2 protein-coding genes are annotated in these 14,579 nt (G+C 45.8%); both read left to right on the plus strand.

Going from position 1 to position 14,579, the window contains the following annotated elements; all coding sequences use genetic code 11:
* Window positions 1-2: 2 nt before the first annotated feature.
* Window positions 3-10,697 carry a non-ribosomal peptide synthetase gene (locus CKW02_RS01990; protein WP_003214173.1) on the plus strand — a complete coding sequence of 3,565 codons (10,695 nt, stop codon included), beginning with the start codon at window positions 3-5 and terminating at the stop codon, window positions 10,695-10,697.
* A gap of 44 nt (window positions 10,698-10,741) precedes the next feature.
* Complete coding sequence (locus CKW02_RS01995; protein WP_003214012.1) at window positions 10,742-14,575, plus strand: non-ribosomal peptide synthetase; 3,834 nt, start codon at window positions 10,742-10,744, stop codon at window positions 14,573-14,575.
* Window positions 14,576-14,579: the final 4 nt, after the last annotated feature.

Consider the following 14,579-nt stretch of genomic DNA (forward strand, 5'->3'; position numbering starts at 1 on the left):
ATATGAGCAAGCAGAAGATTCAAAAGGTATATCCTTTAACACCCATGCAGGAGGGCATGCTGTATCATGCCATGCTAGACCCTAATTCCTCCTCTTATTTCACACAGCTTGAGCTTGGAATAAGCGGAGAATTTGATCACGCTCTTTTTGAAAAAAGTCTCAATGAGCTCATACGGACATATGACATTCTCCGTACAGCCTTTGTTTATCAACAATTACAAAAGCCTCGTCAGGTTGTACTTGCTGAACGTCATCTCGATGTGTATCGAGAGGATCTATCACATCTGAATCATCAAGAGCAGCAAAAGGTATTGGATCAATATAAAAAACAAGTGAGAAAGCAAGGATTTCATTTAACAAATGATCTGTTATTGAAGGTCGCTGTTTTTCAACTAAATGAAACAAATTGGCATCTAATTTGGAGCAACCATCACATCATCATGGATGGTTGGTCCATGGGTGTTTTAATGAAAAAACTGTTTCATTACTATGAATCTTTTCGGAACGGTCGAACGCCGGATCGCTCACAGGGTAAGCCTTATGCAGATTATATCCAGTGGCTTGGAAAGCAAAATAAACAAGAAGCGGAAAGCTATTGGCAGGAGCGTCTAGATGGAGCGGTTCAGAATCAAGGGCTGCTGCAGCAAAAAGAAGCGAACGGACAATACGACCATCAGGAATGGACGTTTACATGGGATGCTCAAACGGTACAAGCCATTCAAAATGTAGCAAGACAATGCCAAGTGACAGCCCCGAACCTGTTTCAGGCTGTCTGGTCTGTTCTTTTAAGCACCTATCATGCAGCTGATGACGTCACATTCGGCACCGTTGTATCGGGCAGACCTCCAAGTGTATCTGGAATTGAGCGCATGGCAGGGCTGTTTATCAATACGATACCCGTTCGAGTGACATTGGATCAGAAACAGACGTTTAAACAGCTGTTTCAAAAGGTTCAGCAGCACGCACTGGAAGCGGAAAACTATGATTTTATGCCGCTTTATGACATTCAGCAGAAGACAGCTGCTGGAGGGCAGCTTTTTGATCATTTGGTTGGGTTTGAGAACTATCCTTTAGATCAGGAGCTGTCTGGTGACACCATGTCTGCACGTCTTGGTTTTTCCATTGATGTAAAGGACGGATTTGAACAAACGAATTTTGACCTAAATATCCTTGTGTATCCAGGTGAAACATGGACATTGAAAATCAAATACAACGCCATAGCTTTTGAAGAAAAGATCATTGAAAACATATCGAAACATCTAACCAATCTCATGAAGCAAATCATCCAAAACCCTGAAGTACGCCTTCAGGACGTGACGTGTATCACGGAAGAGGAGAAGCAGCAGATCAAAGCGTGGAATCAGACGGAGCGAGATTATCCGAAGCATCTGTCTATTCCTGAGCTGCTCAATGAACGTGTGAAGGCGCAGCCTGACCATCTGGCATTAGTTGAAGGCGATCAAACATTCACGTACGAGGAGCTCGGACAAGAAATCAGTCGTTTAGCTGGCAGTCTTATTGAGAAAGGCGTACAGCCAGGAGATGCTGTTGCAGTGTATATGAACCGATCAGCTGATGCGGTGATTGCCATTTTAGCAGTTCTGCACGCAGGGGCAGCTTATGTGCCGATTGATCCTTCGCAGCCTGAGGAAAGAATCCGATTTATGCTTGAGGACAGTGGCGCATCCATTTTGCTTCATGCTGATAGTCAGCCGCCAGTTGATGAACAGATCAAGGCTGTACATGTGACGAGTAAGCCTCATCACTCACACATGGATGTATCAGTCAGGACGTCTCCATCTCACTTGGCGTATATCATGTATACATCGGGATCAACTGGACAGCCAAAAGGGGTTCAAATTGAGCATCAGCACATTGTGAGATTGGCTTGTTCTCAGGAGAAATTACGCTTGAATAAGTCGGATCGTATGGCGCATACAGGAGCGGTCAGCTTTGACGCCATTACCTTTGAAATCTTTACCACGCTGCTGGGTGGGGCGACGCTGTATCCTGTTGACCGCGATACTTTATTGGATATTCATCGATTTGAACAATTTATCCAAACACATCAGATCACGACGCTCTTTTTAACGACTGGATTATTTAATCAGCTCGCTCAGCAGCGGCCACAAATGTTCAAAGGATTAACCACATTAATTACAGGCGGTGACGTGATCAATGTGAAGAGTGCGGAGCTTGTGAAACAGCATCATCCAGCACTTGTTTTGCTGAATGCCTATGGTCCAACAGAAAATACAACCATCTCGACCATTTACGAAGTAAGAGGAGATGAAACGGGTCCAATTCCAATTGGCCAGCCGATTAACCATTCGTCGGCTTATATTTTAGATGGTGATCAACGATTGCAGCCAATTGGAGCGCCAGGAGAGCTGTATGTTGGCGGGGATGGTGTCGCAAGAGGATATCTCCATCGTCCAGATTTGACCAATCAAGTATTCATGGCAGATCCTTTTAAGCCGTCAGGCCGTTTGTATCGAACAGGGGATTTGGCTCGGTATGGCGCGGATGGCCAAATCGAATTCCTCGGCCGGACAGATGATCAGGTGAAAATTCGAGGCTTCCGTATTGAGCTTGGTGAAATTGAATCAGTGCTTCAGCAAAAAGCGGGCATAGATGATGCGGTTGTGCTTGTCCATTCGTTTTCATCAGATGAAAAGGAAATCACCGCTTACTTCACAGGGACAATGACAGAAGAAGAAGTGCGAGATTTATTTAATCAAGAGCTGCCAGCTTATATGGTGCCGCACCATGTGATGAAACTGGAGGCTTTTACGCTCACATCGAACGGCAAGGTAGATCGAAAAGCTTTACCAAAGCCGGAAGAAGCGTATCAGGAGAAAAAGGAAATCATTCCGCCTGAGACGGAGACAGAAAAGGCACTCGCTCAAATTTGGGAGGAGCTTCTTGGAAAAACGGTAGGAGTAGATGAACATTTCTTCATGGCTGGCGGGCACTCTCTTAAAGCGATGATGATGTCTGCGAAGATTCAAGAGGTGTTTCAAAAGGAAATGCCGATTCAAGTGATTTTTGAGAAGCCGACGATTCGTTCATTAGCGGCATATATCGATCAGGATGGTCAAGAAGAAATGGGGCATCCGATTTTACCAGCAGAGCAAGCGGCCGAATATCCAGTATCACCAGCTCAGCGCCGTTTATACATTTTGCAGACACTTGAACCAGACAGCACAAATTATCATATTCCAATCGTCTTAACGCTTGAAGGAACACTCGAATATCAGCGGCTCAAATCGGCGTTCGATCAGTTGATCCAAACGCACGAAATCCTAAGAACGAGTTTTCATATGAATGGAGAAGATATTGTTCAAAGAGTGAATGAATGGACGGGATTTGACCTTCCTGTTCATGACATCAAGGAAGAAGAGGCGGAGGCATTTCTTTCTGAACATCAATCACCATTTGATTTAACTGCTACGCCTTTATTACGAGCCCAGTTGTTGAAGATCAGTGAAAACCGTCATCTTCTCGTCTTGGAAGCGCATCATCTCATTACAGATGGCAGCTCCATGAAGACGTTCATACAAGATTTGGCGAAGGCCTATGATGGCGAAGCTCTTGCAGAAAGAACCATTCATTATAAAGATTACGCTGTCTGGCAGTTAAGTGAAGAAGAGACGGAGAAACAGAAGGAGCATGAAGCCTATTGGCTGAAGCAATTCGAAGGAGACTTGCCAGTATTAGAGCTGCCAACGGATTATTCGCGTCCAGCGGAACGTGATTTTTCAGGAGAACGATTCATGTTTGGCTGTGATCAAGCGACGACTCAGCGGATTCATGACCTGCTTCAGAAAACAGATACGACCATGTACATGTTCTTGTTATCTGCTTTTCAGGTGCTGCTTGCCACCTATAGCGGTCAGGAAGATATCATCGTTGGTTCCCCTGTTGCAGGACGGACACATCCTGATATACAGGACATGCCAGGGATGTTTATCAACACCGTTGCGATGCGCGGAAAACCAGAGCAAACGAAAACATTTTTACAGCTGCTTGAAGAAATAAAAGAAACGAGTGTTGATGCTTTTGCTCATCAAAGCTATCCGCTTGAAGAGTTAATTGCACGTCTTCCGTTAGATCGTGATACAACCCGAAGCCCGCTCTTTAGCGTGTCATTTAACATGCAGAACATGGAGGTTCCCGCACTAAAGCTCGGCGACCTGCACATTTCGCCTTATGCCATACAGCATCACTCAGTCAAATTTGATTTGTCTCTAGAAGCATTTGAACGAGAGGGAGCATTAAAGCTGAGCTTTGACTATGCAGCGGCGTTATTTAAAGAAGAGACGGTCCGCAGATTCGGAACGCATCTTCTTGCGATTATTCATGAAGCGGTCCAACACCCGGAGGAACAGATCGGCTTGCTCCCTATTCTTGAACAGCATGAGCAAATAGAGCGGTTGGAGAAAAAAGACGAAGTGCAAACAAATCATCATGAGCCTTTCCACGTCCAATTTTCACGTCAGGCAAAGGAAACACCAGATGCCATTGCGGTGATGGATGATCAACGGAAGCTCACTTACGGCGAGCTGGAAGACATGTCAAATGCGCTTGGCAGTGAACTGAAGATACGTGGCGTCGAGAAAGAAAAGACTGTAGCGCTGATTCTTGATCGCTCTGTCTATGTCATCGTTTCAATGCTTGGTGTGATGAAAGCAGGAGGTGCATTTGTGCCAATTGATCCGGCCTTCCCTGCGGAACGTATCAATTACACGTTAGAAGATTCAGGTGCACAAGTGATCGTAACAAATGAGTCTCTTGCAGGGTCCTATCAACATCACAAGTCGATTCAGGTCGTGCAGGTTGAAAAAGCAGTACTTCAAAGCCGCATGTTAGATTTACCGGAAGCATCAGCCAATCAACTTTCGTATGTGATATACACATCTGGGACAACAGGAAAACCGAAGGGTGTTCAGCTCACGCATCGTAATCTATCACACTACGTTAACTGGCTGACAAATGAGGTGACATTGCAAGAATGCGATCGGACGGCACTTCTTTCTTCTTATGCATATGATCTTGGTTACACAAGCATTTTCCCTGTCTTAAAGGCAGGAGGAACCCTGTATGTGCCTCGTGAAGATGTGTATACAGACCCGGTACGACTCATGCGTTTAATTGATGAACAAGAGCTGACTTATATCAAAATGACACCATCCTTATTTCATATGATGGCAGATTCGAAGGATCATGCATTTAACGCTTTACGCCTTGTCATACTTGGAGGAGAACCGATTGTCTCTGAGGACGTTGAGACATTTATGGAGCAGCATCCATGTGTGGCTGTGATGAACCACTACGGCCCGACAGAGACAACCATTGGAACTGTGACCAAGCTGATCACAAAGCAAGAGCTAGGCACACTCAAGGATCGCTCTGTGATCGGGCAGCCAATTGCTCATACAAGAGCGCTCGTACTCAATCGTCAGCAGCGCCTCGTCCCTTATGGCGCACCTGGAGAGCTTTATATATCAGGGGAAGGCGTATCGAGAGGGTATTTGAATCAGCCTGAATTAACGGCAGAGCGTTTTCTAGAAAATCCGTATTTTTCTGAAGAGCGGATGTATCGTACAGGAGATTTGGTCAGACAGCAGGCAAATGGAGACATTGAATTTCTCGGAAGAATAGATGATCAGGTGAAAATCCGCGGCTATCGTATTGAGAAGCAGGAAATTGAACATGCCGCACGTGCACGATTATCCATTCAAGAGGTGTATGTCAAAGTACTTCATATGTCCCGTTTACCAGAGCTTGCACTTTATTACACGTCGCCTGAACCGATTGGAACACTGACGTTTAGAGAAAAGCTTGCGGAGACACTGCCGGATTATATGATCCCAACGTACTTTGTCAAAGTCGACCACATCCCGCTCACGCAAAACGGAAAGGTAGATGCGAAGTCTCTGCCGCTTCCGCACGAGGTGCATATGAATCGCGCGGTGCATGTAGCACCAAAAACGGCACTTGAGCAGACGCTTTGCGATATTTGGTCAGAAGTACTTGCGGTTGAACAAATAGGTGTGCATGATCACTTCTTTGAATTGGGAGGTCATTCCCTCAAAGGCATGGTGCTCATTTCAAAAATGCAAGCCAAGCTGAACAAGCATGTGCCGCTCAAAGTCCTTTTTGAAAAGCCAACGATACGCGCTATGGCAGCTTATTTAGAAGAAGTGGGTTCCTCGGACATGACATCCATTCAGCCGGCGGAGAAGCAAGATTTCTATCCTGTCTCTTCTGCTCAAAAGCGGATGTATGTGTTGCAGCAGCTGCATCCAGAAGCAGTGACTTACCATATGCCTGCCGTATTGATGATGGAAGGCAGTCTAGATGTAAAGCAGCTAGAAGAAGCGCTGCAAGCCTTGATCGAACGACATGAATCATTGCGGACAGCCTTTGTAGAAATTGACGGCGTACCCGTTCAAAAAGTGTATCGCCGAGTGCCGTTTACGTTAGAGGTTGTTGAAGTAGAGAAAGGTCATGAGCAACCTGTCATAGACGCATTCATCACCCCATTCTCATTACATCAAGCACCATTAATGAGGGCAAAGGTGGCGAAGTTTTCTGAAGAAAAATATGTGTTCATGATGGATATGCACCATATCATCGCAGATGGTGTCACACGCAGTCTGCTCATTCAAGAATTGGCAGAGCTGTATGAGAAAAAGACGTTACCGCCAGTTCAGCTGCACTACAAGGATTATGCGGTGTGGCAGCAGGAAGAAAAGCAGCAAGCGCTGCTCCAGAAACAGCGTCAATATTGGCTGGAGCAATACGCAGAGCCACCTGAAGATTTGGCACTGCCACTTGATTTTCCGCGCCCTCATGTCCAGTCATTTGAAGGAGACCGAGTCGATAGATGGTTATCTCCTGAGAAGGTGCAGACCATTAAAGCACTCATGGCTGAAAAAGGTGTAAGCATGAACATGGTCATGCAAACGGCATTTGCTATTTTCCTTTCCAAATTAACTGGGCAGACAGATATCGTTATAGGCGCTGTCACAGCAGGACGTACACATGCTTCAATCGAACGGGTTCCAGGCATGTTTGTGAATACACTGGCTCTTCGACATGAAGTGCAGCTCGAGGAAACGACAGCACAATTGCTTGAAAAAATGAAAGATCGAAGTCTATCAGCCTATGAACATCAAGAATTTCCGTTTGAGGAATTGGTAGCACAGTTAGATCTTCCGAAAGACACTAGCCGCAACCCATTGTTTAGTGTCATGCTGACAACGGATGACCGTGATATGACGTTACCGAAACTAAATGGACTCAAGCTTTCGCAAAAACAGCAAGAGACAGTTCATGCAAAATTTGATGTAACGCTCGGTATATTCGAAGAAAAGAACAAAGTGGGCTTACGCTTTGAATATGCAACGGCGCTGTTTAAAAAGAAGACCATTCAGCGTTGGAGTCGATATTATGAACAAATCATAGACGAGATGCTGGCGAAGCTAAATGAACCAATTTCATCGCTTTCGATTTTAAATGAAGAGGAAAAACAAGAGCTGATCAATGAATGGTCAGGCCCTGTGCTACATGTATCGTCAGATCAAACGGTTCATGCACTGATTGAGGCTAAGGCATACCAGACACCTCATCAAAAAGCGGCGACCTTCCGCGGAACGAGCTGGACGTATGAGGAACTGAACAATCGGGCAAATACAGTCGCTTCAAGGCTCATCTCAAACGGCATAAAAAGAGGAGACCGCGTCGGCATTCTCACCCGTCCGTCCCTTGACATGACGGCAGCCGTCCTTGGCGTCCTGAAGTCAGGTGCGACATTCGTTCCAATTGATGCGGATTATCCGGATCAGCGTATTGCCTACATGCTGGAAGACTGCGGGGCAGAGGTGCTTCTCATGCAAAAAGGATTAACTGCACCAACTTCCTTTGCAGGTCATGTCCTGTTGATAGAGGATGCGTTAGAAGGCGAAGCGCAAGAAATTCAGGTTCATGTCAAACCAACAGATCTCGCCTATATGATTTACACATCTGGAACGACAGGACAGCCGAAGGGTGTCATGGTTGAGCACCATTCTCTTGTCAATCTTGCGTTCTGGCACAATGATGCCTTCCAAGTGACAAACGCGGACCGAACCGCCAAATATGCCGGCTTTGGCTTTGACGCTTCCATTTGGGAAATGTTCCCGACATGGATCGCCGGCGCAGAGCTGCACATCATTGATGAAGCGATTCGTCTCGATATGATCAAGCTCAATGCGTATTTCAATGACGAAAATATCACCATTGCATTCCTGCCAACTCAGCTATGCGAGCAGTTTATGTCGATGGACAATCACTCCTTGCGTTACTTACTAACAGGAGGAGACAAGCTGAAACAGGTAAAGCCTGTTCCATATCAACTCGTTAATAACTACGGTCCGACAGAAAACACCGTCGTGGCGACAAGCGGGATCATCGATCCAGATCAAGGCACGCTTCCGATTGGAACAGCGATTGCCAATACCCGTTTTTACATTATGGGTTCGTTATATGACCTCTCGCCGCCAGGCGTACCGGGTGAGCTTGTGATCGCAGGAAAAGGACTGGCAAGAGGGTACTGGAATCTTCCAGAGGAAACCAACAAACGATTTGTCCCAGATCCATTTTATTTAGGTGAGCGCATGTACGTGACAGGCGATTTAGTGAAATGGACAGAGGATGGCGAGCTGATTTATCTCGGCAGAAAAGATCATCAGGTCAACATCCGCGGCTTCCGGATTGAGCTGTCAGAAATTGAAGCTCAGCTTCTTGAACTGAATTCAGTCAAAGAAGCAGTCGTGACAACGGTCAAAGATGCCAGCGAACAGGATGCCCTTGCCGCTTACGTCATCACAGATGAAGAAACGACCGACCTAAAAGAAAGTCTAACACGTACGTTGCCAGACTATATGATCCCTTCATGGATCATCAAGCTAGACCAACTGCCAATGACGGCAAATGGCAAAGTCGATCTAAAAGCATTGCCAGCACCAAATATGGAAGCGGGCCAAACAGCATACGAAGCGCCAAGAGACGAAGTCGAAACGCTTCTATGCGGCATTTGGGAAGACGTGCTTGGCGTGAGCCAAGTCGGCATTCACGATCACTTCTTCTTCCTTGGCGGAGATTCGATTAAAGGCATTCAAATGGCAAGCAGGCTCACACAAGCGGGCTGGAAGCTTGATATGAAGCTATTATTCCAGTACCCAACCATTGCCGAGCTGCGCCCATATATCGAAGAAGCTGATCAACTGACAGCCGACCAATCATCGGTTGAAGGGGAAGTCATGTTGACTCCAATTCAACGCTGGTTCTTTGAAAGAACATTCACTGACCAGCATCATTGGAATCTCTCGATGATGCTTCATGCGCCAAATGGATTTGACCTTTTGATGGCAGAACAAGTGATGCAGAAATTACTTTCACATCATGATGCACTGCGCATGGTATACAGGCAAGAGGATGGCGGCATCCTGCAATACAATCAGCGGGAGCTCACTGAACCGATTGCGGTTATTTCTCATGATGTCTCTAAAGAGCACGACGTGAAAAAAGCCATTTCCACCTATGCCAACGAGTATCAGCGTCAGCTGAACCTCGAAACAGGTCCGCTCATGAAAGTGATCTGTTTCCGTGCAAAAGATGGCGATCACTTACTTATCGTGACACACCATCTTGTGATTGATGGTGTCTCATGCCGAATTTTACTAGAGGACTTTATGTCTCTTTATCAACAGGCAGCCCAAGGACAAACGCTCGTCCTACCGCCTAAAACCCACTCCTTTAAAGAATGGGCAGAGGCGATCGAACGATACGCACAGTCCAAGCCGTTAAAAAGCCAAAGTGAGTACTGGAATGAGATTGACAGGACGCCAATGACCACTTTACCTGTTGATCATGAAGTAACGAAAAGAAAAGTGGCTCAAACAAAAGCAGTACAGATGCAGCTTTCAGAGTCTGAAACCGAGCATCTTTTGACCGACATTCATCTACCGTACACAACGGAAATGAACGATATTCTTCTATGTGCGCTCGGTCTTGCCGTTCAGGAGTGGACAGGTGAATCCCATGTACATGTGCAGCTTGAAGGTCATGGAAGAGAGGATATTTTATCAGGGCTGGATGTCTCCCGCACGGTTGGCTGGTTTACGAGTATGTATCCAGTCGTACTGAAAGCAAAGCCGGATCAGACCGTAGCTGAGGCTATTAAAGGAACGAAAGAGATGCTGCGGCGTGTCCCGAATAAAGGGATCGGCTACGGGATTTTAAAATACCTCACAGCCACCGAATCGTCAGGACAGCATGTACAGCCTGAAATCAGCTTGAACTATCTGGGGCAGATTGATCAGGAAGTGACGACTGAACTCTTTGGACCGTCCGCCTATGATATGGGACGACAAGCAAGCCATGATTCAGAAGCTGTCTATAAGCTGAATCTCAGTGGTCTTGTTCAACACAATCGATTCATGTTGTCGTGTTCCTATTGTACAGATGAATATGAAGAACAGACGATACAGCAGTTCATGGCATTGCTAAAAGAAAAAATCCAATCCATCATGACTCATTGTTTAACGCAGCACGAACGAGAATTTACGCCAAGTGATTTCTCTGCTGGTGACCTTGAAATGGATGAAATGGACGATATATTTGACATGCTTGAGGAGAAATTGACCTAACAACATGAGATCAGTCATAAAAACGGGAAGGGAGGATGAAATAGATGAGTTCATTTAAAAGGGATCAAGTTCAAGACATGTATTATCTGTCACCGATGCAAGAAGGCATGCTGTTTCATACCCTCCATCACCAAGAAAAGGGCTTTTATGTAGAGCAAATGGATATGAACGTAAAGGGCACACTGCGTCATGACTTACTTGAGAAAAGCATGAATGTCATCGTGGAGCGGTACGATATTTTTCGTACCGTATTTCTCCACGAAAAAGTGAAGCGCCCTGTCCAAGTTGTGCTGAAGAAACGTCCTTTTACGCTTGATGTGGTGGACATGCAGAATCTTTCTGAAGACGAACAGCTTGTACGTCTTGAGACATTTAAACAACAGGATCGCCTGAGAGGATTTGACCTTTCGAAGGATGCTCTCATGCGGGCAACAGTTTTCCAAACGGGCCCTGCCAGCTATCGCTGGATATGGAGCTATCATCATATCCTTCTTGATGGCTGGTGCTTTGGGCTTGTGGTGCAGGAGTTATTTGCGATTTATCATGCCCTTTTACATGACATCCCTTACAAACTGGAACCGGTTAAACCGTACAAAGAATATATTCAATGGCTTGAAAAACAAGATAAACAAGCATCACTTCAATATTGGCAGCAATCATTAGCCGGGTTTGATGGACAATCTACCTTTAAAGAACAGAGAAAGCAAACGAATGAACATGAATTAGGCGAATTGGAATGGTCGATGAGCAAGGGAGAAACAGCTGCTTTATCAGAGTTAGCGTTCCAGCAAAATGCAACGTTAAGCAGTGTGCTGCAATCGGTCTGGTCAATTCTGCTGAGCAGATATCAGCGGTCAAATGATGTGCTGTTTGGCACGGTTGTGTCGGGACGTCCGGCAGATTTGGCTGGTGTTGACAGAATGGTTGGCTTGTTCATCAATGTCATCCCAAGAAGAATTCAGCTGACAGATGACATGACATTCCGTTCTCTTCTGTCAGAAACGCAGCAGCAGTCTCTTGCAGCCGAGCCGCATCAATATATTCCGATTTATGATATTCAGGCAAAGACAGGTCATCAGCCACTCATTGATCATATTGTCGTGTTTGAAAATGTCCCAGCCGCAAAGAAGGACGAGCAAGAGGCGCGGTTAGGATTTACTGTGGAAAACATGAATGTGTATGAAAAATCGAACTATGATCTCAATTTGCTGGCATCACCAGGAGAACAATTGCAATTGAAGCTGGCCTTTAACAAAAAAGCATTTGATCCTCAATTTGTTCAACGGTTAAAGGAGCAGCTGATTCTATTGATGAGCGAGGCGATCAAGCATCCTGATCAATCGGTTCATACACTTACACTTGTCACGAAACAGGAAAAGCAGCTGATTCTTGAGGAATGGAATGCGCCCGAGCTTGAGCATGACCAGCTATATTTGTCGAAATGGTTTGAGCATAATGTCCGCAAACAGCCGAATGCGGTCGCATTATCAGCAGGTGAGCACACGATGACATATGCGGAGCTGAATGAACAAGCTAACCGATTGGCAAGACATTTGCAAAAAAATGGGGTCACGCATCAAACGGTCATCGCCATTTTAGCGGGCCGCACGCCTGAACTGATTGTCAGTCTACTTGCTGTCTTAAAAGCAGGTGCAATCTATGTGCCAATTGATCCCGATTATCCAGAAAGCCGCATTCAATACATGCTTAAAGACAGCGGGGCAACGCATCTACTGACTCACTCATCCTTTATCGGTCAAGTGAAGGGACTTGCGTTTGATGGAAAGTATCTGTTTGCAGATGATCAAGAAATTTCACTGATGAGCTCAGAGAATCTGCCGCTTGAAGCAGCCTTACACGATACGGCTTACATCATGTATACGTCTGGTACAACAGGTCAGCCAAAAGGCATCATGACGACCCATTCCAATATTGCCCGGGTGGTCAAAAATACAAACTACTTAACCATTTCAGAAACAGATACACTGCTGTCATTATCCAACAGCGTATTTGATGGCTTTACATTTGATGTGTATGGCGCACTTTTAAACGGAGCGAAGCTTGTCTTGCCGAAAAAAGAGACCATTTTAAACATGGGCGAGCTGACGGGATTGATTAAAAGGGAAAACATTTCTGTCATGTTTGTTCCAACGGCATTATTTAATCTCCTTGTTGATGAAGAAACCGACTGGATGCGTAGTGTGCGCAAGGTGCTATTCGGAGGAGAGCGAGCATCGGTACAGCATGTGAGGAAAGCCTTTGCTGTCATGGGGAAAGGCAGACTCATCAATGTCTACGGCCCAACCGAATCAACAGTATTCGCCACTTATTATCCAGTCGATGAGGCCCTGCCGATGGAAGCGCGTTCGATTCCAATCGGAAAGCCGCTCAACCAGACGGGTGCTTATATATTGAGTCAGCACAGGCAGCTTCAGCCGATTGGAATGGTCGGAGAGCTTTGTCTGAGCGGCAAAGGGCTTGCGAAGGGGTATTTGAATCGTCCTGATCTGACAAAACAAGCCTTTATCGCGCATCCATTTGCTGCGGGAGAAAGGCTGTATCGTACAGGAGACTTGGCTTATTTTCGAACGGACGGTTTGATTGAGTATGCAGGCAGAGTGGATGATCAGGTGAAAATTCGCGGTCACCGAATTGAGCTGTCAGAAATTGAAGCCCACCTTCTCATGCATCCAGGTGTAAAACAAGCGGCTCTTATAGCTGATCAGCATAACACGCAGCATACAAGGCTGCTCGCCTATATGACGTGTGAGGAGGAGTGGAAGGATAAACTGGATGTGATCAAATCAGGGCTGAAGGAAAAACTTCCGGCTTACATGCAGCCTCATGACCTGATCAGACTTGAGAAAATACCACTTACGCCAAATGGAAAGGTTGATAAACGTCAGCTGCCAAAGCCAGCGTTGCCTCAAGGAAACCGTCATGTGAAGCTTCCGGTAAATGAGGTAGAACAAAAGCTACTTGTGATGTGGCGGGAAGTGCTTGAACGAGAAGATATCAGCACAGATGACCATTTCTTTGAGCTTGGCGGGCATTCATTAAAAGCGATGTCGCTTTTATCCAAGATGTCGAAGGAATTCGATGTTCAGGTGCCTATTCACTTGCTGTTTGAGACGCCTACCATTGAAGCAATCAGCCGTTATATTCAACAGCAGGATCAGGAAGCAGCCGGCTATCTTGTATTCAATGAATCTCAAACGCCAACAGTCTTTGCTCTACCCCCATTACCAGGCTATGGCTTTATCTATCAGGAAGCCGCAAAAACGCTCGACGGTGTTCGTTTGATCGCCTTTGACTTTATTGAAGCTGATCACCGAATCACGCAATACGTTCAGCATATCCAGCACCTTCAGCCTGAAGGACCGCTGACTTTGATGGGTTACTCTGGCGGGTGCTACCTAGCCTTTGAGCTTGTTCAATCGCTCGAACAAGCAGGGCGGACCGTCGAAAAAGTCATCATGATCGATTCCTATAAGAAAATAGGAGAAAGTGATTTAGAAGGACGATCCATTGATGACGATATTGCAGCGATCGTCCATCAGTCGAAGCAAAGCGAACTTGCCCAAGCGGAGCTCATTCAAGACGCGCTTGCTCAAAAAACGAGGGCTTACTATGAAACTTTTGTTAAGGGGGTGAACCAAGGAGAGATACAAGCAAACATTGACTTTATCCAATCCGAAGAGCACATTGCGATACCAGAATGGATGGAACATTGGGAAACTGCAACGACCGGCGCTTATCGACAATTTCAAGGCTATGGTCAGCACGCCGACATGTTCAAAAACAAAGAATGTGCCGCCCGAAATGCACAGCTAATTAAAGAAATAGTCCATCATAAAAATAGAGAAACAGTCTTGTGAACTT

Source organism: Bacillus pumilus (assembly GCF_900186955.1).
In the GTDB taxonomy this organism is placed as follows: domain Bacteria; phylum Bacillota; class Bacilli; order Bacillales; family Bacillaceae; genus Bacillus; species Bacillus pumilus.